The sequence below is a fragment of the Micromonospora sp. NPDC003197 genome, from assembly GCF_053590565.1.
This window is the reverse complement of sequence record NZ_JBSFTE010000042.1, coordinates 17,431-39,683: the sequence shown is the minus strand read 5'-3', so window position 1 is coordinate 39,683 and position 22,253 is coordinate 17,431. Positions and strand designations below refer to the sequence as shown.

Annotated in this window: 19 protein-coding genes and 1 pseudogene; 14 read left to right on the top strand and 6 right to left on the bottom strand. The window is 71.0% G+C overall.

Going from position 1 to position 22,253, the window contains the following annotated elements; genetic code table 11:
* Positions 1–124: 124 nt before the first annotated feature.
* Positions 125–1,234 carry a glutamate 5-kinase gene (gene proB, locus ACWDV4_RS29665; RefSeq protein WP_449985506.1) on the bottom strand — a complete coding sequence of 370 codons (1,110 nt, stop codon included), beginning with the start codon at positions 1,232–1,234 and terminating at the stop codon, positions 125–127.
* A 128-nt stretch (positions 1,235–1,362) separates the two neighbouring features.
* On the opposite strand from proB, the pseudogene ACWDV4_RS29660 reads away from it, so the two are divergent.
* From ACWDV4_RS29660 to ACWDV4_RS29635, 6 genes and pseudogenes are all read left to right on the top strand, one after another.
* Positions 1,363–2,802, top strand: a pseudogene (locus tag ACWDV4_RS29660) (MFS transporter); the annotation flags it as partial.
* Between the two features lie 164 nt (positions 2,803–2,966).
* On the top strand, positions 2,967–4,484 hold the full coding sequence (locus tag ACWDV4_RS29655; protein ID WP_449985508.1) for a pyridoxal phosphate-dependent decarboxylase family protein: 1,518 nt from the start codon (positions 2,967–2,969) through the stop codon (positions 4,482–4,484).
* A 22-nt stretch (positions 4,485–4,506) separates the two neighbouring features.
* A complete protein-coding gene (locus ACWDV4_RS29650) occupies positions 4,507–4,830 on the top strand; it encodes an MGMT family protein (RefSeq protein WP_449985503.1) in 324 nt (107 codons plus the stop codon).
* 145 nt (positions 4,831–4,975) lie between these two features.
* On the top strand, positions 4,976–5,710 hold the full coding sequence (locus ACWDV4_RS29645) for a lytic polysaccharide monooxygenase (RefSeq protein ID WP_449985500.1): 735 nt from the start codon (positions 4,976–4,978) through the stop codon (positions 5,708–5,710).
* 126 nt (positions 5,711–5,836) lie between these two features.
* Positions 5,837–6,439: a DUF305 domain-containing protein gene (locus tag ACWDV4_RS29640; protein ID WP_449985498.1), complete on the top strand. Its 603-nt coding sequence runs from the start codon at positions 5,837–5,839 to the stop codon at positions 6,437–6,439.
* Positions 6,440–6,736: 297 nt separating this feature from the next.
* A complete protein-coding gene (locus ACWDV4_RS29635) occupies positions 6,737–7,315 on the top strand; it encodes an NADH-quinone oxidoreductase subunit B (RefSeq protein ID WP_449985495.1) in 579 nt (192 codons plus the stop codon).
* A gap of 52 nt (positions 7,316–7,367) precedes the next feature.
* Here ACWDV4_RS29635 and ACWDV4_RS29630 read toward each other — a convergent pair whose 3' ends face one another.
* The 5 genes from ACWDV4_RS29630 to ACWDV4_RS29610 form a co-directional block, all read right to left on the bottom strand.
* A complete protein-coding gene (locus ACWDV4_RS29630; RefSeq protein ID WP_449985494.1) occupies positions 7,368–8,600 on the bottom strand; it encodes a lanthionine synthetase LanC family protein in 1,233 nt (410 codons plus the stop codon).
* A gap of 65 nt (positions 8,601–8,665) precedes the next feature.
* Complete coding sequence (locus ACWDV4_RS29625; RefSeq protein ID WP_449985492.1) at positions 8,666–8,827, bottom strand: hypothetical protein; 162 nt, start codon at positions 8,825–8,827, stop codon at positions 8,666–8,668.
* On the bottom strand, positions 8,805–11,597 hold the full coding sequence (locus tag ACWDV4_RS29620) for a lantibiotic dehydratase (protein WP_449985489.1): 2,793 nt from the start codon (positions 11,595–11,597) through the stop codon (positions 8,805–8,807). Before ACWDV4_RS29620 ends, ACWDV4_RS29625 begins: the two co-directional genes overlap by 23 nt.
* Complete coding sequence (locus tag ACWDV4_RS29615; RefSeq protein ID WP_449985486.1) at positions 11,594–12,553, bottom strand: thiopeptide-type bacteriocin biosynthesis protein; 960 nt, start codon at positions 12,551–12,553, stop codon at positions 11,594–11,596. Before ACWDV4_RS29615 ends, ACWDV4_RS29620 begins: the two co-directional genes overlap by 4 nt.
* Positions 12,554–12,710: 157 nt before the next feature.
* Positions 12,711–13,760, bottom strand: a complete 1,050-nt coding sequence (locus ACWDV4_RS29610) for a glucose 1-dehydrogenase (RefSeq protein ID WP_449985483.1) — start codon at positions 13,758–13,760, stop codon at positions 12,711–12,713.
* Between the two features lie 181 nt (positions 13,761–13,941).
* On the opposite strand from ACWDV4_RS29610, the gene ACWDV4_RS29605 reads away from it, so the two are divergent.
* From ACWDV4_RS29605 to ACWDV4_RS29570, 8 genes are all read left to right on the top strand, one after another.
* Complete coding sequence (locus ACWDV4_RS29605) at positions 13,942–14,520, top strand: NADH-quinone oxidoreductase subunit C (protein WP_449985480.1); 579 nt, start codon at positions 13,942–13,944, stop codon at positions 14,518–14,520.
* Positions 14,520–15,488 carry an NADH-quinone oxidoreductase subunit NuoH gene (nuoH, locus tag ACWDV4_RS29600; RefSeq protein ID WP_449985478.1) on the top strand — a complete coding sequence of 323 codons (969 nt, stop codon included), beginning with the start codon at positions 14,520–14,522 and terminating at the stop codon, positions 15,486–15,488. The genes ACWDV4_RS29605 and nuoH overlap by 1 nt, the downstream gene beginning before the upstream one ends.
* A 113-nt stretch (positions 15,489–15,601) precedes the next feature.
* Positions 15,602–16,327, top strand: coding sequence for a NuoI/complex I 23 kDa subunit family protein (locus ACWDV4_RS29595; RefSeq protein ID WP_449985476.1), 726 nt, complete (start codon positions 15,602–15,604; stop codon positions 16,325–16,327).
* The gene (locus ACWDV4_RS29590; RefSeq protein ID WP_449985474.1) at positions 16,324–16,830 is read left to right on the top strand and encodes an NADH-quinone oxidoreductase subunit J family protein; all 507 of its coding nucleotides are present in this window, start codon (positions 16,324–16,326) and stop codon (positions 16,828–16,830) included. Before ACWDV4_RS29595 ends, ACWDV4_RS29590 begins: the two co-directional genes overlap by 4 nt.
* The gene (gene nuoK / locus ACWDV4_RS29585) at positions 16,827–17,213 is read left to right on the top strand and encodes an NADH-quinone oxidoreductase subunit NuoK (RefSeq protein ID WP_449985472.1); all 387 of its coding nucleotides are present in this window, start codon (positions 16,827–16,829) and stop codon (positions 17,211–17,213) included. The genes ACWDV4_RS29590 and nuoK overlap by 4 nt, the downstream gene beginning before the upstream one ends.
* Positions 17,210–19,132: an NADH-quinone oxidoreductase subunit 5 family protein gene (locus tag ACWDV4_RS29580; protein ID WP_449985469.1), complete on the top strand. Its 1,923-nt coding sequence runs from the start codon at positions 17,210–17,212 to the stop codon at positions 19,130–19,132. Before nuoK ends, ACWDV4_RS29580 begins: the two co-directional genes overlap by 4 nt.
* Before the next feature lie 72 nt (positions 19,133–19,204).
* Positions 19,205–20,734 (top strand): complex I subunit 4 family protein, encoded by a 1,530-nt coding sequence (locus tag ACWDV4_RS29575; RefSeq protein WP_449985465.1) that lies wholly within the window; start codon positions 19,205–19,207, stop codon positions 20,732–20,734.
* Positions 20,731–22,227 carry an NADH-quinone oxidoreductase subunit N gene (locus ACWDV4_RS29570; RefSeq protein ID WP_449985463.1) on the top strand — a complete coding sequence of 499 codons (1,497 nt, stop codon included), beginning with the start codon at positions 20,731–20,733 and terminating at the stop codon, positions 22,225–22,227. Before ACWDV4_RS29575 ends, ACWDV4_RS29570 begins: the two co-directional genes overlap by 4 nt.
* Positions 22,228–22,253: the final 26 nt, after the last annotated feature.

Sequence of the window (22,253 nt, the reverse complement as noted above, 5' to 3'; positions counted from 1 at the left end):
GCGTGCCCTCATCCGGCAAGCCCGTACCCACTACCGCTGGAACACCCGCCCCACCACCCGCCGCCTCAAATAACACCTACTGACGGTCCCTCTTATACAAAAACCGATAAGAAGGGGCCCTTCCTTACAGCAGGACGAGGTCGTCGCGGTGGACGACCTCACGTTCGTAGGCGGGGCCGAGGGCGGCGGCGAGTTCACCGGTAGAGCGGCCGAGCAGGCCGGGCAGTTCCACCGCGTCGTAGTTGACCAGCCCTCGGGCCACCGGCGCGCCCGTAGTGTCCACCAGGTCGACCGGGTCGCCGGCGGTGAAGGCACCATCCACGGCGGTGATCCCGGCGGGCAGTAGCGACTTGCGTCGGTCCACCACCGCCTGCACCGCCCCTGGGTCCAGGTGCAGCCGCCCCCGGGGCGAGGTGGCGTGCGCCAGCCAGAAGAGCCGAGCCGCCGGCCGCTGTCGTACCCGGTGGAAGAAGGTGCCCACCGGCTGGCCGCCGAGTGCCTCAGCGGCCAGCGGCGCGGCGGTCAGCACCACCGGGATACCGAAGCCGGTGGCGATCCGGGCCGCCTCGACCTTGGTGACCATGCCGCCGGTGCCGACCCCCGCCTTGCCGGCCCGACCGATGGTCACCCCGGCGAGGTCGGCGGCGTCGTGGACGTCCGCGATCCGGCTGGTGCCGGGCCGGGCCGGATCGCCGGTGTAGAGGGCATCCACGTCGGAGAGGAGCACCAGCAGGTCGGCGTGGACCAGGGCGGCGACCAGCGCGGCGAGCCGGTCGTTGTCGCCGAACCGGATCTCGTCGGTGGCTACCGTGTCGTTCTCGTTGACGATCGGTACGGTCCGCAGATCGAGCAGTTTGCGCAACGTCCGGTACGCGTTGCGGTAGTGCGCCCGCCGGGTGACATCGTCGACGGTGAGCAGTACCTGCCCGACGTTGTGCCCCTGTCGGGCGAAGCTGGCGGCGTAGTGGCCGATCAGCAGCCCCTGCCCGACGCTGGCGGCGGCCTGCTGGGTGGCCAAATCCCGGGGGCGACGGCGCAAGCCGAGCGGGGCCAGCCCGGCGGCGATCGCCCCGGAGGAGACCAGTACGACCTCCCGGCCGTCGGCCACCAGGCCACCGAGTACGCCGGTGAGGGCGTCCACCCGTGCGGTGTCCAGCCCTCCTTCGGCGGTGGTCAGGGACGACGAGCCAACCTTGACCACGATCCGCTGGGCTGCCATGACTTCTTCCCGCACCCGCCCATTCTGCGTGGTCGGGGCCGGTCCGGGACGCGCACCTCCCACATCGTGGCGCTCGCCGTCGCCGTTGACGGGGGATCTTCGGGGGATGCCGGAGCCGTAAAACATGGATGAAACTCAGGTTCATGACTGTGTCGCTGCCCGTCCGGGACGACGTTCTGCCGCGTCGGGTGCACCTCGGCTACGCCGCCGGTTCGCTGGTCACCGGGGCGTTCGGCACCGTGCCCGGGTTGCTGCTGCTGCCGTACCTGACCGACACCATGGGCGTCGCGGCCGGGGTGGCTGCCCTGCTGGTGCTCGGCCCGAAGGCGTGGGACGTGCTGGTGAACCCGATCGCCGGGCGGATCTCCGACCGGACCCGGTCCCGCTGGGGTGCCCGCCGGCCGTACCTGCTGGGGGCCGGGCTTGCCCTGGCGGTGCTCTTCGCGGCCATCTTCGCCGCGCCGTTCGGCACCGGCCCGGGGGCCGGGGCGTACGTCGCGTTCGCCTTCCTGGCCACCGCGACCGCGTTCGCCTTCTTCCAGGTGCCGTACGTGGCGATGCCGGCCGAACTGACCGCCGGCTACCAGGAGCGCACCCGGTTGATGACCTGGCGGATCGCGGTGCTGGCGCTGGCCATCCTGGTTTCCGGCGCGCTCGCCCCGGCCGTGGTCACCGCTGGTGGCGAGGGGATTCCTGGCTACCGCTGGATGGGGCTGTTCGTGGCCGCACTGATCGTGGTTGGGGCACTCGGCTCGTTCCTCGGCACGGCAACTCGATCCGCTCGATCCGCCGCCGGTGGCGAGGTGCCGACCAGCCGGGACGGGACGGCTGCCGACCGGGAGGGGACGGCTGCGGGCCGAGACGAGTCGGATGGGGCGAGTTTCCGGGCGCAGCTCGCGGTCGCGGCCCGTAACCGACCGTTCCGGGTGCTGCTGGTCTGCTTCGTCGTCCAGTCGGCGGGGATCGCCACCATCCTCGCCGGGGTCAACTACTTCGCCGACCATGTTTTGGGTGGATCCGCCGCCGGCCCGACCATTCTCTTCGCCTGTTTCGTCGGGCCGGCCCTGTTGGTGATGCCGGTCTGGAGCCGGGTGGGTGCCAAGCTCGGCAAGCTACCGGCCTTCTGCTGGGCCTCCGCGATCTTCGCGGTGGGGGCGCTGGCCCTGGTCACCGCGCCGATGCTGCCGCCGGTCGCGGTCTACGCGCTGGTCGCCGCCATCGGCTGCGGTTACGCCGGGCAGCAGGTGTTCGCGCTGGCCATGCTGCCGGACTGCATCGCCTACGACGCGGCGCGTACCGGCCGGCAGCAGGCAGGCGTCTTCACCGGCCTGTGGACGGCGGGGGAGACCTTCGGCCTGGCCCTCGGTCCGGGGATCTACGGGCTGGTTCTCCAGATCTCCGGATACGCCTCGTCGGACACCGGAGCAGCGGCCGCGCAGTCCGACTCGGCCCGGCTGGGGGTGCTGCTCGGCTTCACCGTGCTGCCCGCCGTGTTGGTCGGCGTCGCGGTGCTGCTGCTGCGCGGCTACGACCTCACCGCCGAGCGGCTCGCCGAGGCGGAACGCACCGCCACCGAGCGGGAGGTCAGCGCCGTCCGGGTGGACGTTGGCGATCGCGCCGAGCGGGAGGTCAGCGCCGCCCGGGTGGACGTTGGCGATCGCGCCGAGCGGGAGGTCAGCGCCGAGCGTGGCAAAGCTGAGCGGGTCGGCGAATGATGTCCGATCGGGGCGACGGTACGGTGACCGCCATGGTCGAGGCGTTGCCCGCGCGGGGCGTACCGGTGGAACAGGTGCTGGCCGAGATCCGCGGGCTGCGCGCCGCGGACCGACCGACCCACGGCGGGCGGCTCTTCGCCTACGTGTACGACCCGGCGGTGGCCGGGCTGGACGATCTGGCGATGTCGGCGTACGCGCTCTCGGCGCACGTCAACGGGCTTGACCCGACGGCCTTCCCGTCGCTGCTGGCAATGGAGAACGCCCTGGTCGGGGCGGCGGCCCGGGTGCTCGGTGGGGGGCCGGACAGTGCCGCACCGGAGGTGGTGGGCAGTGTCACCAGCGGCGGTACGGAGTCACTGATCCTGGCCGTCAAGGCGGCCCGGGACGCCCGACCGGAGGTGACCCGGCCCCGGCTGGTCGCCCCGGCGACGGCGCATGCCGCTTTCGCGAAGGCGGGACACTACCTGGGGGTGGCGCTCGATCTGGTGCCGGTGTCGCCCGAGACGTTGCGTCCGGAGGTGGCCGACGTCGCGGCGGCGATCGGGCCGGAGACCGTGCTGGTGGCGTGCTCCGCACCGTCGTACGCCCATGGGGTGGTGGATCCGGTCGGCCAGATCGCGGCGGTCGCGGCGGCGGCCGGGGTGCGCTGTCACGTGGACGCCTGCTTCGGCGGCTGGACCCTGCCCTACCTGCGCCGACTCGGGGTCGACGGGCCAGCGTTCGACTTTTCCGTGCCCGGGGTCACCTCGATCTCGGTGGACCTGCACAAGTACGCCTACGTTCCGAAGGGTGTGTCGGTGCTGCTGCACCGGGACGCCGGGCTGCGTCGGCCGCAGTACTTCGCTTCGGCCGACTGGCCGGGCTACACGATGATCAACCCGGGGATCGCCTCGACCCGCTCGGGCGGCCCGGTCGCCGCCGCCTACGCCACCCTGCGGCACCTCGGTGACGAGGGCTATCTGCGGCTCGCCGAGCAGACCCTCGGCGCGGTACGCGGACTCGCCGACGCGGTACGCGGCGTGCCGGGCCTGCGGTTGCTGGCCGAACCGGAGTCCACAGTGGTCTGCTTCACCAGCGTGGATGCCGAGTTGGACCTCTTCGTCCTCGCCGACGAGCTGACCGCCCGGGGCTGGCACACCCAGCCCCAGTTGGCGTACGCCGATCTGCCGGCCAGCATCCACCTGACGGTGACCGCCTCGGTGGCGCCCCGGGTGGCGGAGTTCGGGCCGGACCTGGCCGCTGCGGCCGCGGACGCGCGCAGGCTCGGTCCGGTACGGCTGCCCGATGAGTTGCGCGCGTTGGCGGCCACGCTCACCCCGGACGCGCTCACCCCCGAGTTGGTTGCCGGGTTGGCCGGTGGGATCGGTCTCGGCGCGGCCGCTGGGGCGGGTCTTGATGCGGCCGTCGGGTCGGGTCTCGGCGCGGCTGCTGGGCCCACGCCGGAGCGGATGGCGACGGTGAACACGCTGCTCGACGCCGCCCCACCGGCGTTGCGGGAGCGGCTGTTGGTCGAGTTCTTCAGTCTGTTGCAGCGCCCGACCTGGGCTTGATCGATTTGGGCGGGAGAGTCCGGTGACCCCGGAGGAGTACGTCGAAGCGGTGCTCGCCTGTGTCGAGGCGATTCCCCCGGGGCGGGTCGCCTCGTACGGGGCGATCGCCGACCATCTGGCGGAGCGGTCTGGTCGTACGTCGTCTCGACTGGTCGGTTCGATCATGGCTCGGTACGGCGGCGGGGTGCCCTGGCACCGGGTGGTCAACTCTGCCGGCCGGCTGCCACCCGGACATGAGCGGGAGGCTCGGGCCCGTCTGATGGCGGAGGGCGTCGTGTTCCGGGGTGAACGGGTCGACATGTCCCGCTACGCCTGGCACCCCGCCGAGGCTGCCGATGGGCCGTGACGACCGGCCATGACCGACCATGACCGGCGGGCCTGCCAACTTTCCAGTTCATCGATGATTGTTTGTCTGTAGGTATTTACTGTTAAGAACCCTTACTTTAACTTGGGGGCAACTTGCCGATCCATGTCGAGTAAGGAGTTCCGTCATGCGAAGACCGCTCGTCTTCTCCCTCCTGACCGTTGCCGCTGTTCTTGGCGGCGCCCTGGTGGTGGCCTCGCCCGCGCAGGCCCACGGGTACGTGTCATCCCCGCCCAGCCGGCAGGCGCTCTGCGCGCAGGGCCGGGTGACGAACTGCGGCGAGATCCAGTGGGAGCCGCACAGCGTCGAAGGCCCCAAGGGGCTGCGTAGCTGCAGCGGTGGCAACAGCCGGTTCGCCCAACTGGACGACGAAAGCAAGGGCTGGCCTGCCACCTCGGTGGGCAGTGGCTCCACCACGTTCAGCTGGGTGCTGACCGCACGGCACGCCACCAGCACCTGGGAGTACTACATCGGCAGCCAGCGGATCGCCCTGTTCGACGACGGCGGTCGCCAACCTGGAGCCACCGTCACCCACCAGGTGAACCTCGGCGGCTACACCGGCCGGCAGAAGATCCTGGCCATCTGGAACATCGCCGACACGGCGAACGCCTTCTACGCCTGCATCGACCTACAGATCGGCGGGGGCGGACCGAACCCGACCCCCACCGCCACGCCCACGACCAACCCCACCACCTCGCCGACCACCCCGCCACCGACCGGCGGCACCTGGACCGCCGGCACCGCCTACCAGATAGGCGGCGTCGTCACCTATGGTGGCGCCACCTTCCGCTGCCGGCAGGCGCACACCGCCATCCCCGGCTGGGAACCGCCGAACGTACCGGCCCTGTGGCAGCAGGTCTGACCAGCAAAAGCGGGTCCGCGTCCGGTCTCTGGCACCGTACGAGTCGACCGGCCCCCAGGCGCGGACCCACACCCTCTCCGACAGGGCCGCCTCGCGCCCGACGACGAGACGCCGGAGATCCATGACATGACCCGTTACCGTCGTAGCCTGGTCGCCGTGAGCCTCCTGCTGCTCGCCGGCTGTGGCAGTGCCCCTGCACTCACCCCGTCGACCGGAGCCCCACCGGAAGCATCGCCCGCCCCGACCGCCGTCGTCTCGGCCACCGGGGAGTTCAACGCCGCCGACGTGATGTTTCTCCAGATGATGGTCATCCATCACGAGCAGGGAATCGAGCTGGTACGGCTCGCCGCGAGCCGGGCCCAGCGCCCCGACCTGAAGACCCTGGCCGCTGCCATCGACGTTACCCAGTCCGCCGAACGGGACACGATGCAGGGCTGGCTACGCGGCTGGGGTCGACCGACCTCGGCGGATCCGAACGCACACGCGCACGCCGACCATGGTGGTATGCCAGCCACCGGTCCCGAGGAGATCGCGGCCCTGCGGCAGCTCAGCGGAGCCGAATTCGACAAGGCGTTCCTCAACCTGATGATCGGACACCAGCACGGGGCCGTGGAGTTGGCCCGTACCGAGATCCGGCTCGGGGTACATCAACAGTCCCGGGAGTTGGCCCGGCGGATCGACCTGTCGCGTACCGCACAGATCGACCAGATGCTCGGACTGCTGACCTGATTACCGGCGGATGCGTTGCTGGCCGTGCCCTCGGTCCGGGCATGGCCAGCAACTGTGTCGTACGAACTCAGCGGAACTGGAAGGGGGCGATGTCGTCCTCCTGGGTCAGGTCAGGCCCCCGGTCCCGGGCCTGCGCCAGGCCCCGCGCCTGACCGAGGTCGCCGGTATAGGCGGACAACTGCACTGCCGACTGCTCGGGAATGCCGGCAACACATGTCGATATCAGGCACGGTTGCACGACTTCGGCCCGCTGCGGCTGTGATTCACTGTCGGTTGGCAGACCGAAGGGGGACGACCGTGCAGCTGCCGGGAGTGTTGGGAGAGCCGATCCGGTTCGTGCTCAACTGGGGTCGGCGCTACTCGCTGTGGGTCTTCAACTTCGGGCTCGCCTGTTGCGCGATCGAGTTCATCGCCGCCAGCATGGGCCGGCACGACTTCATTCGACTGGGAGTGATCCCGTTCGCCCACGGGCCACGCCAGGCCGATCTGATGGTGGTCTCCGGCACGGTCACCGACAAGATGGCCCCGGCCATCAAGCGGCTCTACGACCAGATGCCCGAGCCGAAGTACGTCATCTCGTTCGGTGCCTGCTCCAACTGCGGCGGCCCGTACTGGGACTCGTACTCGGTGACCAAGGGCGTCGACCAGATCATCCCGGTCGACGTCTACGTCCCAGGCTGCCCGCCCCGCCCCGAGGCGCTGCTACACGGCATTCTGCGGCTCCAGGAGAAGATTGCCGCCGAGCAGTCCGGGATCGGTGGGGTGCCCCGGCCGGATCCGCTCGCCTCTCCAGCGGACCAGCCGGCCGAAGCGCGTACCGTCGAGTCACTGACCGCGCCCCTGGTCCGGCCGCCCGCCACCAACCCGTCCGCCTGATCGGTCAGCGCTACCTGTCCGCCTGAGCAGTGCCACCTGTCCGCCTGTGCGTTCAGCGCAACGCCAGTGGGGAGAGCCAGCCTCGGCTGGTCGGCCCGTCCGCGAGCAGCACGGCCAGGGTGCCGGCGGTGCCGTCGAGCATGGTCGCCCCGGCGCGGGTCGAGTCGTACCAGCGGGGCAACCGTTCGACTATGCGGTCCCGTAGATGCTCGGCCAGGGTGCCAGCGACCGCCAGCCCGTCGTGATCGGCAAAGGCGCGAGCCACCGCGTACACCCCTGGTGCGCCGTGACAGAGGCTGAGCTGCGCGTCGGCCGACTCGGCACGTAGGTAGTAGTCGTCGTCCCAGGCGGCGCAGAGCGAGGCCATGCTGGACCGGGCGACCTCGGCGGTGGTCGGAGCGTCCAGCACCCGGGCGGCCTCGGCCAGCTGCCACGCTACGCCGGGCGCGCCGTAGCACCAGGCCTGCCGGCGGGGATCGGTGGTGGCGGCCGTCTCGTCGCTGCCCCGTCGCCAGGTGAGCACCCCGCGCCCGTCGCGGATCGCCGACCGGCAGAGATATTCGGCGAGCCGAGCGATGGCTGCGGTCACCTCCTCCCGCTCGGCTCCGGAAACCACGGGATGCGCGGCGACCAGGGCGGCAAGGATCCCCGGTACGCCATGGGCCAGGCCGTGGTTGAGTTGACCGACGTTCCAGCGCAGTAGCGGGTCGGGCTCCCGGGCACCGTGTCGTAGCCCGGTCAGCTCGGGTCCGGTACAGAGGAGCAGTAGGTAGCGCAGCCCCGGCCGCAGGTGCTCGGGCTGGGGATCCGGGCTGGCCGTCAACGCGAGCACCGCGCCGGCGACCCCGTTGACCAGGTCGTAGTCCACGGCCAGCGGACCGTCGCGGCGGGGCTCGCGTCGGCACCAGGCGACGAGCCGATCCCGGGACAGCTGCGCCACGGTACGCAGTCGAGGCTCCACGGCGCAGGCGTGCCCCAGCCCGACGACGAGGCTGGCGAGCCCGTCCCCGTACAACCGGGCCGCTGCCACCACCCCGCCCCGACGTTGAGCCACCCAGGTCAGCACGGATCTCCGGGCGGTCGCCTCGATCGTCGGGTCGATAACGGTCGGCGGGTCGATGTCGGCAGCCGGAGTCGACTCGACCGTGGTCACCAGCCGGGCCAGCAGGGGAACACCCCAGTTGGCCCGGGCAGCGACCTGCCGGGTGGCAGCCGTCTGCTGGGCGGCGGCGGTGAGGGTACGGCCGGCCAGCGCGTACCCGATGGGGTCGACAGTAGAGCGCACGGCGGACCTTTCGCGATGGGAGGTTCCGGTGCGCGTTGGGAAGACGACGCACCGGAACCGGGGCATCAGAAGGTGTGGCAGCTACCCATTCCGCAGCAGCTGTTGTTCGTCAGCCCGTTGGCCGCCTCCGGGGCCAACTCCCGCAGCTCCTGGAAGTCGACCTCCAACTCGGCGATCAGGCTGTCCACATCGTCGAGCCGCAGCTCAGCGGATCCGAACTGGTCCATGGGGCACCATCCTCTGGTTGGGCGGTGGGTTCTCCGCCGATACCGGTCGGTCCGGCGGAGCCTCCGGCGAAGGGCCGGGAGGTCGGTGGATCCGTGCGGCGACCAGGCCGGCCGCCGCGTCGGCAGTGGTGTCGAAGGGCACCCGGAAGATCAGCTCAGCCAAGCTGCGACCACCGGCCGGTGTCGCCTCGTCGTACACGGGCAACTGGTCCGGTGCTGGCAGCAGTTCGCTGACGAGCAGCGCCGGGTGCCCGGCCGGGAGCCGGTCCACCACCCGGGGGGCCCGTACGCTCTCCAGGTCGACGGTGGTCGGCTCGTCGTGCGGATCGGTCACGACCGTGACCCAGCGGGGCAGGCCGAGTCGGCGGCGTAGTCGTACCAGCGCCCGCATCCGGTCGACCAGCGGATCGTCGACGCGTCCCAGCTCGGCCCGACTGATCCGCCACTGCGCCGGGGTCAGCACCAGCCGGCCGCCGCCCACGGTGATCCTGGGTAGGTAGTCCCGGTCCGGCCAGGTGGGCAGCGAGTAGGTCAGGGGCCGCCAGGTACGCCGGTCGGTCTGCGGCGAGGCATGCAGGAGCAGGGCCCGGAGGATGTCCCACGGCGGCCGGGGCACCCGCGCGGTATGCGTGATCGGCCAGATCCGCCGTCCGTCCGCCTCGGCGATCACCTGTCCTCCGTTGGCGCGCAACGTGATGGCAGACAACGGCAGGTAGGTCGTCGGCCGTCGCGCCCCGTCCGGGAAGTAGCCGGTCAGATCCGGGTCGCCGGTCCAGAACCGGGTGTAGCCGGGGCGACGTACGGCGTTGGCGGCCATCGTGGACATCGACGGAACGAGAAGTTCGACGAAGGGCACATCGGTGAGGTCGCCGAGCCGGCTCAGGAACCGCTGGTACGCCTCGGCGTGGGGCAGTTCGGTGCCCAGCTGCCGCAGTGCAGGAAGGAATCGGGCGTCCAGCACCCCGGCCGGGGCGAGGTCCGCCAGCAGCGCCACCGCCCCGAAGCGGCCGGACGCCCGGCTGTCGTGTGGGGAGCGGCCGGATGTGCGGCTGGTGTGTCCGGTCGGGACAGTCATCGGCTTTGCGCGGCCGGCGATGGGACGTAGCAGGACGTCCATCGGCCAGTCGAGCGGCTGCTCGGGTGCGCCGCACCGGTCGAGTGTCGCCGGATCCAGGTCGATCCCGTTCCCGTCCCCGTCGGCCTGGCCGGCACCGGTCGGCAGCTGGGCATCGATCCACCGGACGAGCCGGGCGTACCCGGAGTCTGGATCCCCGGGTGCCGGCCAGTCGTGCCGGTGGTCACCGTGGCCGCCGAAGCCGTTGTCCACCTCGACGCACTCCGCGACCACGTCCAACAGCCGGCGCGGCTGCTCGGTCAGGGCCCGGGGGAGAGGGGGCGGCGTCGCCGGACGGTCCGAGCCGGCCAGCGCCAGCACCCGTAGCGCCTGGCCGATCAGGTCGGAGAGTTCGTGCGCGTGCGCTCGGCCCAGGTCGCCGGCCGGCTGCCGGTAGACGTCGAGGTACGCCTGGGAGCTGGCCAGCTCGGTGGCAGCCGGTGGCTGGAACGCGGCCACCGACCGCCACCGGGTGTATGTCGGGTGCGGGGCGGCCCCCAGTTGCAGTGCGCCGACCTTGACCAGGTGGGCGAGGAACCGGCGCAGGGCGTCCCGCCGGGTCGGGTCGCTGCCGGCGAGCGCGTCGACAAGTCGTACGACCGGTTGGGGTCCACCAGAGAGCCGGGACCACACCGCGTCCAGGACGGTGCTGCGGCGTAACCGCATCGCCACCAGTTTTCTGCGCTGCTCGCCTTCGACCAGCCAGACCGACACCTGTCCGGCGTCCTGCCAGGCCAGTGGGGCGATGGCAACCGTCGCATCGTCGTCGGCGAGCAGTGTCGCCGAGGTCGACCGTACGCTGCGGAACTCGTCCAGGTTGTCGACGATCTCGGTGGCTGCGAGGTCGCGTACGACGAGCACCTCTCCGGCCGCCCAGCCGGTGGTCTCGGCATCGGTGACCCGTAGCGCGGCGACGTGGGCGAGCCACCCACGGGGTGTCGCCCGGGTGCTGCCCCGAGCGAGCATCCGCCACAGGTATTCGCTGCGTTGACGCATTCGCTTGGTCGTCCACGGCTCACCCCGGGCCACCCGGCCGGCGACCTCCTCGAAGATCGCCACGTCCCCGTTGCGCAGCGCGTGCCGGCCAGCGGGCTGATCGTGCAGGAGCTGCCAGGGGAGGGCCAGCAGCCGTACCTCCTCAGTCGCCAGCGAACATTCGACGGTGTGACCAGCCTGTCGTAGCGCGTCGGCAGCGGTGTGCACCTCGCGTAGCGCTTCAGCCAGATCGGAGTCGGGCAGGAGTTTCACCGCCAGCCCCGCAAGCTCGGTGGTGCTGGCCGGGGCCGGGTCGCCTCGGTGCAGTGCCCGCCGAACCAGTAGGGCGGTGCCTCGCTGGGCGCGGCTGAGGTCAGGATGCGGTACGAGTAGGTCGCCGAGCTGTTCGGCGACGCGCCTGGCCCGCTCCTGGTAGGCGGCCGTGTCCCGGTCCAGTTCGGTGATTAGGGCGGCGAGCTGCGGGTCGCCCCCCTGGGCGAGGGTCACCAGCGGCAGCCCGGCCAGCCGCAGCAGCGTCGACCCGCCGCCGAGCGCGCCGGACACGACTGGCGTCGTGGACGTGGCGCTGGCTGGTGTGGTTGGCGGGGCTGGTGTCGTGGGCGGAGCTGATGTGGTCGGCGGGCCTGGTGTGGTGAATGCGCCGCTGGTCGGCGTGCTCATGGTCGGTTGCTCCGGTCGGCCAGCGCGGCGGCGACCAGCGCCTGGGTGAGGGCCGAGAGTCGGCCCCGATTCCAGTGGAAGATCGTGACGAAGGCGGCGGCCTCCCGTTCCCCGATCAAGGCTTCCCGTTCCCCGATCAACGCCCCCGACCCCGCGAAGTAGTCGGTGTGCCACTGCTCGGCCACCGTTCGGATCCCGCCGCCCCACCGGTCCACCAGTGCCACCGTGGGCGCGGACAGGCTGGCACGGAGCCGGTCCGGCTCGTCCCACAACGCACGGATGGTGCCACCGACCGAGCGCACCTTCTCCGGGTCCATGGCCTCGGGGACCATCCGGTGGGCCTGTCGCCTGATCCGTTCCCACACCTCCAGGTCCTCCCAGCCGGCGATGCGCAGGCCGTTGAGGAGCTGACGGACCAGCGCGAGGGAGAATGCCCAGGTCGAGGGGGGCGCGGCGAGTTGGTGGTAGCCCAGCCAGGCGCGGGCGTCGGCGGTGAAGATCCGATGGACGTACGGCATCGCGGTCGGACCGCCGAAGAGCAGTTGCTCCGGCTCGTAGATGCCGGGGGTCAGCTGGTCCAGGTGGGGACGGAGCCGGTCCAGCCGGGCGTGGAGCGCGTCGTGCAGCGATTGGTGCTGGCCGGGCGCGGCCTCGAACCGTACTCGCAGCCCCGGCGGCTTGTGTATGAAGAAGAAGTTGGTGGCGATCTGCTGGTCGAGTAGTTCGGCAGCGATTTCGTCCAGTCCGGCGTAGACCACTGACCATCGGTGTCCATCGGGCGCGATGCCGACCTGCACCCAGTTCCGGCTCGGCTCAGGATCGCGCAGCGCCGCCAGCCCGCCGGCGAGAAACGCCTCCGTGTGGTCGCCGAGCACCGGGCTGAGCAGCGTACGGAGTGCGTCCAGGTGGGCGTCTGGAAATCGTATTTCGGCGGGGCCAATGAGCAGGTCGGCCATTACACCTCCCGATGGGTATCGGGGAGTGTATATATCCGCCGAGCCAATTTCTAGGGGCGCAAATTATTGCCGTATCCGGTAAAAGTCCAGGTGTTAGGAAGGGCCCCTTGTTATCGGATTCTGCCGGTAAAGGGGCCCTTCCTAACAGAAAAGCGGCTTAGGGCTGGGTGAAGTCGAGTACGACCTTGATGTCCTCGCCGCTGGGCGTATACGCCTCCGCGTAGGCCGAGACCGGGAGGCGGCGGGTGATCAGGGCGCCGAGCCATTGCGGGTCGGCGGCAGTCAGCGCTTCGGAGGCCATGTCCCAATGCTGCCGGTTGGCGTTGATCGACCCGAAGACGACGTTGTTTTCCAGGACCAGTTCCCGGTTCAACGCACCGGCATCCAAATCGATCATTCGGCCGCCACTGGAGACGCCAGTCAGGCAGACGATCCCGGTTGGCGCCGCCTTTTGCATCACACCCAGTACGACCACCGGTGCACCCGTGCATTCGAGGGTGACGTCCGGTTCGAAGTCCAGGTCGGCCACGTTGCCGGTGTGGTAGGTCGCCCCCAGCGCTCCGACGAGTTGGGGCTTGGGGCCACTGGTGGCCCGGTCCAGGACGTGCACGGTGAGCCCGCGTTGGCTGGCGAGCAGGGCGGCCAGCAGACCGATCGGCCCGGCCCCGGTGACCAGCGCGGTCTGCGGCTTCCACGCCGCCCGGTTGCCGATCCGCTCGATGTGCGCCCAGGCCTTCGCCACCACGCTGGTGGGTTCGAGTAGGACGCCCACCTGCGCCAAACTCGGGTCGAGTCGTACCGCGAACTTCGGCGGGACCCGCCACCGGTCCCGGGCGAAGCCCGGCAACCCCTTGATGCCGTGCTCGGTGTAGAGCCCGTTGCGGCACATGTCCCACTCGCCGACCGCACAGTTGGGGCAGGGTACGGGATCCGGGTAGCGGACGATGCCAGCCACCAGGTCACCGGGGTTGAACGTCCCGGTGGGGTCCTCGATCACCCGTCCCAGCGACTCGTGGCCGATCACCAGGCTCTGCGAGCCGGGCGTCGGCTCGCCGTACTGGCCGGAGATGATCTCGTGGTCGGTGCCGCAGATGCCGACCGCCAGCGCCTCGACGAGCACCGAGCCCTCGTCGGTGGGCGGCTCCGGATGATCGTTGACAAGACGCAACGAGTCCGGGGTTCCCGGTTTGATCGTCAAGGCACGCATACCGGAGATTCTTCCCCGCTCGGCGGCACGCCGCGTCCGAATCCGTACAGTTCTCGTGTCGATCGGGTTGGCTGAAGGACTCATCGACTTGCATCGTCATCTGTCTCGACTCGCATCGTCATCCCTCTCCGGGCGGTCGACGGTGTCCCGGTCGTACCCGCCTGGTCATAGGATCGGCGGCATGACGCCGGAAGAGGTCGGAGCACGGCTGGGATCGCTGCTCGCGGAGACGGACGTGACGGTCGGACTGTCCGGCGGGCAGGCGTACGCCCGCGCGACCGTCGACGTACCGCCGGACAGTTGGCGGACGGCGTTGCTGGCCGCCCGGGACGACACCGAACTGGCCTGCGACTTCTTCGACTGGCTCTCCGCCGTCGACGAGTTGGCCGACGGCTTCGCCGTGGTGGCCCACCTGTGGTCGACCACCCGACGGCACGGGGTACTGATCCGGACCCGGATTCCCCGGACCGACGCCCGGGTCCGTTCCGTGGTGGACGTCTTTCCCGGTGCCTCCTGGCACGAGCGGGAGACGTACGAGATGTTCGGCATCGGCTTCGACGGGCACCCGGACCTCAAATCCCTGCTGCTGCCCCCGGAGTTCGAGGGGCACCCGCTGCGCAAGGAGTTCGTGCTCGCCTCCCGGGTGGCCAAACCCTGGCCGGGGGCCAAGGAACCGGGCGAGTCCGAGGCGGGCGGTAGCCGCCGACAGGCGATGCGGCCGCCGGGCGTGCCAGCCCCGGGTGAGTGGGGCGGTGCCTGATGCCGGTCTGGTTGGAGCTGACCATCCGGATCGTCGGTGTCGTCGCGGCGTTCCTGGTCCTGCCACTGGTCGTAGGACAGACCGAACACAAGGTGATGGCACACATGCAGGGCCGGCTCGGCCCGATGTACGCCGGGGGCTTCCACGGCTGGGCCCAGCTCATCGCCGACGGACTGAAGTTCGTGCAGAAGGAGGACGTCACGCCCCGGGAGGCGGACCGGCCGGTGTTCCGGCTCGCGCCGGTGGTCGCGTTGGTGCCGTACCTGCTGGCCCTGCTGGTCATTCCGCTCGGGCCGGGTGACCTGGTCGGGCAGCCGTTGGACATCGGCCTGTTCTTCGTGCTCGCCGTGGTCGGGGTGGGCGTGGTGGCGGTGCTGATGTCAGCCTGGGCGTCGGCCAACAAATACAGTCTGCTCGGTGGCCTGCGCGGGGCCGCGCAGCTGCTCGGTTACGAGCTGCCGTTCGTGCTGGCGGCGGCCAGCGTGGCGATGGCCGCCGGCACACTGAACCTCTCCGGCATCGTCGAGGCATGGCAGCCCTGGTGGCTGCTCTGGCAGGCCCCGGCGATGATCGTCTTCTTCATTGCCGGACTGGCCGAGATCCGCCGTCCGCCGTTCGACATGCCGGTCGCCGACTCCGAGCTGGTCGCCGGCTACCTGACCGAGTACACCGGGCTGCGCTTCGCGTTCCTCCTGCTCGCCGAGTACGTCGGCATCGTGGTGATCTCCGCGTTGACCACCGTGCTCTTTCTCGGCGGTTGGCAGGGCCCGTTCGGCGACGAGTACCTGGGCTGGCTCTGGACCCTGCTGAAGGTGTTCGCCGTCGCCTTCGTGATCATCTGGTTCCGGGTGACCTATCCCAGGCTCCGCGAGGACCAGCTACAGCGGCTGTGCTGGCTGGTTCTGGTGCCGGTGGCGCTGGGTCAGTTGGTGCTCACCGCCGCCGTTCGGGTGGCCCTTCCTGGTTGATCAAGAGCTTTGCGTCACGAGAACAGTCGAAATCTGACGCAAACCTCTTGATCAACCAGAGGACTGGCAGGGGGTGGTCGCGCGTAGAGGGCTGACAGGGCAGGATGTTCGGCATGAGCGTGCCTGGAGAGGGGCTGGCGAAGGGGCTGGCGGTCACCCTCAAGACGATGACCCGCCGCTCGCACACCCAGCAGTACCCCGATGTCGCCCCTGAGCTGCCACCCCGCTCGCGCGGGGTGATCGGCCTGCTGGCGGAGAACTGCACGGTCTGCATGCTGTGCGCCCGCGAGTGTCCCGACTGGTGTATCTACATCGATTCGCACAAGGAAGAGGTGGTGGTGCCGGGCGCGGCCCGCCCCCGCCAACGCAACGTGCTCGACCGCTTCGACATCGACTTCTCGCTCTGCATGTACTGCGGCATCTGCGTCGAGGTCTGCCCGTTCGACGCGCTCTACTGGTCCCCCGAGTTCGAATACGCCGAGTACGACATCAAGGACCTGCTGCACGACAAGGACCACCTCGGGGAGTGGATGGCGACCGTACCGCCGCCGCCCGCGCACGACCGACGGGGCGAGCCGGCGAAGGAGGAGACCGCCGCCGCCCGCAAGGCAGCCGGTCCGAGCGCGGCTCCCCGCGCCGCCGGTTCGGCCGCCCGGGCCGCAGGTCCAGCCACACGACCGGCCAGCACCCCCGGTGTACGACCACAGCGTCCCGCCCGCCCGGCCCCGCCAGCTGCGGACACCGCCCCGCCGGCCACGTCAACCGCTCCGCCGGCCACGTCAACCGCTCCGCCGCCCCAGTCCGCCGAGCCACCCGAGGCGTCTGGGGCGACAGAATGACCGGTGCGGACGTGCTCCTGTTGGCCCTCGGTGCGGTGGCAGTCGGTGCCGGCGTACTGGTGGTGACCACGAAGCACCTGGTCCGCGCCGGCCTCTACCTGGTGGTCTGCCTGGGGGCGATGGCCGGGCTCTACCTGGTGCTCACCGCCGAACTGGTCGCCTGGGTGCAGGTGCTCATCTACGTGGGCGCGGTCGTCGTACTGCTGTTGTTCGCGGTGATGCTCACCCGGGCCCCGATCGGAGCCTCCGACGACCTGGACCGGCCCGGCTGGCCGGCCGCCCTGATCGGCGGGGGAACCGGTCTCGGCCTGGCCGTGCTGTTCGTCGACGCGTACCGCTGGTCCAAGGTGGAACCGCCGGCCGAGCCGGGCAGCGCCGAACAGCTCGGCGGCGAGATCTTCAGCTCCTGGGTACTGCCGTTCGAGGTGCTCTCGGTCCTGCTGCTGGCCGCCCTGATCGGCGCGATCGTGCTGTCCCGTCCCGAGATCGGCCGTCGCCCATGAGACCGGTGATCCCGTACGTCGTGGCCGCTCTGCTGTTCGGGCTGGGCGTCTACGGCGTACTGCGGCGGCGTAACGCCGTACTGCTGCTGATGTCCGTGGAGCTGATGCTCAACGCGGTCAACCTGATCCTGGTCACCGCCTCGGCGACGCTGCCCCTGGCAGCGCCGGCAGGCGTGCCGACGGCCCCCCACACCGGGCAGGTGTTCGCCCTCTTCGTCATCGTCATCGCCGCCGCCGAGGTGGGCGTGGGACTGGCGATCGTGCTCCAGCTCTATCGGATGCGAGCCAGCGTGGCCGTGGACGAGGTACCCCTCGACCGTCCAGCAGTCCATGATGGACCGGCGGATACCGCGGACCGGGACGAGCAGGTGAGGGCATCGTGAGCGCCATCGGCGTACTCGGGCCGCTGCTGCCGGCCGTACCCTTCGCTGCCGCTCTCGTCGGGCTGCTGCTGCCGGCCGCACCCCGCAGCCGGTCGGCCACCGGCGGAGGCGTACGCCAACCCGGCGTACGTCGGACCGCCGCCGGCCTCGGCATCGGCGGCGCGGTGGTGGCCCTGGTCGTCTCGATCGCGCTGCTCGTTGCCCTGGACGGGCCGACGGAGACCTCCACCGTCTGGATCGACTTCGGCGGGCTGGCCGTCACCTTCGGGGTCCGACTCGACGCCGTCGCCGCCATGGTGGCGGTCGCCGTCTCCGCCGTGGCACTCGCCGTGCAGGTCTACTCGATCTCCTACCTGTGTCGGGACGCACCCGCCGGTCAGGGCGACGTCGACCACCGGTACGCCCCGTACGCCGCGCAGATCAGCCTCTTCACCGCCGCCATGCTGCTGGTGGTGGTGGCCGGCGACCTGATCATGCTGCTGGTCGGCTGGGAGGTGATGGGCATCTGCTCGTACCTCCTGATCGCCCACGACCGACGGCTGCCCGAGGCGCCGGCCGCCGCGATGAAGGCGTTCCTGGTCACCCGGGTCGGCGACGTCGGCTTCCTGCTTGGCATCGCGGTGCTCGGCATCAACGCCGGCAGCTTCCGGATCGCCGACGTGCTGGCCCACGACTACAGCAGCGGCACGCTGACCGTGGCCTGCCTGCTGCTGCTCGCCGGGGTGGCCGGCAAGAGCGCCCAGTTCCCGCTGCACACCTGGCTGCCCGACGCGATGGCCGGCCCCACCCCGGTCTCGGCCCTCATCCACGCCGCCACCATGGTCGCCGCCGGCATCTACGCGGTGACCCGGGTCTACCCGCTGTTCGAACAGGCCCCGGTGGCGCTGACCGTGCTCGGCGTGATGGCGGTGGTCACCCTGCTGCTCGGCGCGTTCGCCGCCACCGCCCAGGACGACATCAAACGGGTACTGGCCTGGTCCACGGTCTCCCAGATCGGCTACATGGCCGGCGCGTTGGCCGTCGGCTCGCCGCCCGCCGCCCTGTTCCACCTGCTCAGCCACGCGGCGTTCAAGGCACTGCTGTTCCTCGCCGCCGGTTGTGTCATCCATGCCATCGGCAGCACCCTGATGTCCACCATGGGCGGCCTGCGACGCACCATGCCGGTCACCTTCTGGTGCACCCTGATCGGCCTGGGTGCGCTGGCCGGGGTACCGCCGCTGGCCGGGTTCTGGAGCAAGGACGGCATCCTGGTCGTCGCCGAGCAGGCCGCCCTACACGGCACCGGCCCCACCCCCAGCTGGCTCGCCTGGCTGGTGTGGCTCGCCGGCCTGCTCGGGGTCGCGGTTACCGCCTGGTACGCCACCCGCCTGCTACTGCTCACCTTCTTCGGCGACACCCGGTCCCCGGCCGCCCACCCGCACGACCCGCCGCCGCTGATGCGCTGGCCGGTGCTGCTGCTCGCGGTGCCCAGCGCCCTGCTCGGACTAGCCGTCTTCGTGCCGCCGTTCCGCTCCGGACTCCAGCTCGACGAGCTGCACCTCAACGCGTTCCTGCTGCTGCCGGTGGCGTTGCTGCTGCTCGGGGCGGGACTGGCCGGATGGCGCTGGCGGCGTGACCCGGCCGCCGACCCGGCCAGCACGCTGGGTCCGCTGCGGCCGGCGTTCGCCCGAGCCTTCTGGCTCGACGAGGTGCAGCACACCCTCGTCGTACGCCCCGTGCGGGCGCTGGCCCGGGCGATGCGCTGGGGGGACGAGACCGTCGTGGACGGGGTGGTCGAGGGCACCGGACGGGGCGCGGCCGGACTGGGCGGCTGGCTCGCCGCCCGACATCGGGCCGGGCTGCCCCGGGCGGCCACCGCCGTGTTGGCCGGTGCGCTGCTGATCGGGCTGGCCGCTGTGGTGCTGGGCGGTGCCGGATGAGCATCTTGGGCGGTGCCGGATGAGCCGGTCGACGGGTTCGCTTCCGTTGGTGCCGATGGGAGGTGGGCCGGGGTGAGCATCGGTCAGGTGCTGCTGGTCGCCACGGTGGCGCTACCCGCGCTCGGGGCGCTACTGGTCGCCGTCGTACCCCGAAGCAGTGACCGGGCGGCCCGGATCGTCGGCACCGCGTTCGCGGCGCTGGCCTTCCTGGTCAGCCTGTCGCTCTATCTCGACCGCGCCGGACCGGGCTGGGTCGACTACGGGCCGACCCGTCCCGGGCCACGGCCGGTGTTGCCCTGGCACGAGGTCGACCTGACCTGGGTACCCGGTCTGGACCTGCGGTTCCACCTCGGTGTCGACGGAATCTCCTACCCACTGGTCGTACTCACCACGCTGCTGACCCTGCTCTGCTGCGCGTACACCCTGTGGCACGTGCCCGAGCCGGGGCGGGGCCGCACCCTGGTGGCGTTGCTGCTGGTCATCGAGGTCGGCATCCTGGGCACCTTCCTCGCCCTCGACCTGATCCTGTTCTTCCTCTTCTTCGAGGTCGTCCTACTGCCCATGTACGCGGTCATCGCCGGCTGGGGCGGCGAGCGGCGACGGCACGCGGCCGGCAAGTTCGCCCTCTACACACTCTTCGGCTCGGTGCTGCTGCTGGTCGGCGTCTTCGTCGTGGTCACCGCCGCCGGCACCGCCGACATCGTCGAACTCACCGGCGGCAGCGAGTTGAGCCGGACCACCCAACTGGTGGCGTTCACCCTCTTCGCGTTGGCCTTCGCGGTGAAGAGCCCACTCTGGCCACTGCACAGTTGGCTGCCCGACGCGCACACCCAGGCCCCCACCGTCGGCAGCGTCATCCTCGCCGGAGTGCTGCTCAAGATGGGCACGTACGGCCTGATCCGGATCGCCGTCGGGGTCACCCCGGAAGGGGCCCGCTGGGCGGCCGGCGTGCTCGGCGTACTTGCCGTCGCCGCCATCATCGTCGGTTCCCTGGTCTGCCTGGCCCAGGTCGAACTGAAACGGCTCATCGCCTACTCCAGCGTCGGGCACATGGGGTTCGTGCTGCTCGGCATCGCCACCCTCACCGCCACCGGGCTGGAAGCCGCGCTGATCGGCAACATCGCGCACGGCGTCATCACCGGTCTGCTCTTCTTCCTCGCCGGGGCGGTCAAGGACCGGGCGCACACCGGGACCCTCGCCGACCTTGGTGGACTGCGGGAGAGCGCGCCCCGCCTGGCCGGGCTGCTCGCCTTCGCCGCGATCGCGTCACTGGGCCTGCCCGGACTCGCCGGTTTCTGGGGCGAGGCGTTCGCCGTCGTCGCCGCGCTGAAGGTAGGCGGGCCGCTGTGGACCACCCTCGGCGTACTGGCCGCCGTCGGCGGGGCACTCACCGCCGCGTACCTGCTGCGCCTGCTCCGGCGGGTCACCCAGGGGCAGCCCACCCCGGCGGTTACTGGACTGACCCCGGGGCTTGCCGGTGCCGAATTGGCCGCCTGGGGGCCGCTGGTGCTGTTGGCGCTCGCCATCGGACTGGTGCCGGGGCTGGTGCTCGGCATCGCCGGTGATCCGGTCCAGGCCCTCGTGGAGGCGGTGGTCCGATGACCCAGGCCGTGGACAACGTCGCGCTGCTGCCGGCGTACCTGGCCGCCGGCACGGCCGTACTCGTGCTCCTGGCCGACCTGCTGGTGGCCCGCCGGGGCGCGACGATCGCCGCCGCAACGGCGGGCACGATCGCCACCGCCGTCGCGGCGGTGCTCGTCGGTCAGGCCGGTACGCGGCAGACCTTCTGCGTCGTCGCCGACTGCTCCTACCTGGCCAACGGGCGCAGCGCCCTGGTCGCCACGGTATTCGCCCTGCTCACCCTCGGGGTTCTGGCGTTGTCGGTGCCGATCCTGCGGACCGGTCCGACGCCAGCGGGGGAGTACTGCTTCCTGCTGGCCTGCTCGATGACCGGCGGTGTCGTGCTCGGCGCGGCCGGCGACCTGATCACCCTGATCGTGGCCCTGGAGACACTGACCCTGCCGCTGTATGTGCTGGTCGGGTTGCGCCGCAACAGCGTGGCCAGCGCCGAAGCCGCCGCCACCTTCTTCATCGTCAGCGTCGTGGCGACCGCGGTGACCCTGCTCGGTGCGGCCCTGCTGTACGCGGTCACCGGCACGGTCCACCTGCGGCGGCTCGGTACGGTCTTCGCCGACACGCCGAGCCTGCTGGAGATACCGCTGGCCACCGCTGCCGTGGCGCTGGTCGTACTGGGGTTGGCCTTCAAGGTGGCGGCGGTGCCGTTCCACGCCTGGGCACCGGCCACCTACGACGGGGCACCCGTGCCGGTGGCCGGATACCTCTCCACCGCCTCCAAACTCGGCGGCGTGATCGCCCTGCTCGCGGTCACCGCCGTCGCCCTGCCGGCGCAGGTCACCGGGCCGGTGTTCGCGGCGCTGGCCGTACTGACCATGACCGTCGGCAACCTGGTGGCGCTGCGGCAACGCCGGATGATCCGCCTGCTGGCCTGGTCGTCGGTGGCGCAGGTCGGCTACATCCTCGCCCCGCTGGGCGCGTTGGCGCTGGCCGGGGGCCGGACCGACGAGGCACTCTCGACGGCGGTGGCGGCGACCGTGGCGTACACCGTCTTCTACGTGGTGATGGAGTTCGCCGCCTTCGGCGCGGTGGTCGCGCTGCGGCCGGCTGGGGCCGACGGCGGGACAGTCGAGGACTACCGGGGCGCGGCGCGACGGCACCCGTGGTTGGGGGCGGCGTTCGTGCTGGCCCTGGTTGGGCTGGCCGGGCTGCCACCCGGGCTGGCCGGTCTCTTCGCCAAGGTGACGGTGGTGCGCTCGCTGCTCGACGGGCAGGCCGGCTGGCTGGCCGTGGTGGTCGCGCTCAACGCGGTGATCGGCCTCGCCTACTACGTACGCGTCGCCGCCGTTCTCTACGCATCCCCGACGGAACCCGCCACCCCGTCCACGTCGGCCACCCCGTCCACGTCAGCCATCCGTCCCGCCTGGGCGGTTGTCGCGGCTCTCGCGGTCGCCACCCTCCTCGCGGTGGTCGTCGGCTTCGCGCCCCAACTCGTCCTCGACGCCGCCACCTGGATGTAAGGAAGGGCCCCTTCTTATCGCTTTCG

Bases quoted from the DNA above. Each gene is read 5' to 3' on its own strand.
- ACWDV4_RS29655 (WP_449985508.1), top strand. From the start codon at position 2,967: ATGGTCGAGGCGTTGCCCGCGCGGGGCGTACCGGTGGAACAGGTGCTG.
- ACWDV4_RS29595 (WP_449985476.1), top strand. From the start codon at position 15,602: ATGAGCGTGCCTGGAGAGGGGCTGGCGAAGGGGCTGGCGGTCACCCTC.
- nuoH (WP_449985478.1), top strand. From the start codon at position 14,520: ATGCCGGTCTGGTTGGAGCTGACCATCCGGATCGTCGGTGTCGTCGCG.
- ACWDV4_RS29605 (WP_449985480.1), top strand. From the start codon at position 13,942: ATGACGCCGGAAGAGGTCGGAGCACGGCTGGGATCGCTGCTCGCGGAG.
- ACWDV4_RS29645 (WP_449985500.1), top strand. From the start codon at position 4,976: ATGCGAAGACCGCTCGTCTTCTCCCTCCTGACCGTTGCCGCTGTTCTT.
- ACWDV4_RS29620 (WP_449985489.1), bottom strand. From the start codon at position 11,597: ATGAGCACGCCGACCAGCGGCGCATTCACCACACCAGGCCCGCCGACC.
- ACWDV4_RS29590 (WP_449985474.1), top strand. From the start codon at position 16,324: ATGACCGGTGCGGACGTGCTCCTGTTGGCCCTCGGTGCGGTGGCAGTC.
- ACWDV4_RS29610 (WP_449985483.1), bottom strand. From the start codon at position 13,760: ATGCGTGCCTTGACGATCAAACCGGGAACCCCGGACTCGTTGCGTCTT.
- nuoK (WP_449985472.1), top strand. From the start codon at position 16,827: ATGAGACCGGTGATCCCGTACGTCGTGGCCGCTCTGCTGTTCGGGCTG.
- ACWDV4_RS29625 (WP_449985492.1), bottom strand. From the start codon at position 8,827: ATGGACCAGTTCGGATCCGCTGAGCTGCGGCTCGACGATGTGGACAGC.
- ACWDV4_RS29615 (WP_449985486.1), bottom strand. From the start codon at position 12,553: ATGGCCGACCTGCTCATTGGCCCCGCCGAAATACGATTTCCAGACGCC.
- ACWDV4_RS29640 (WP_449985498.1), top strand. From the start codon at position 5,837: ATGACCCGTTACCGTCGTAGCCTGGTCGCCGTGAGCCTCCTGCTGCTC.
- ACWDV4_RS29570 (WP_449985463.1), top strand. From the start codon at position 20,731: ATGACCCAGGCCGTGGACAACGTCGCGCTGCTGCCGGCGTACCTGGCC.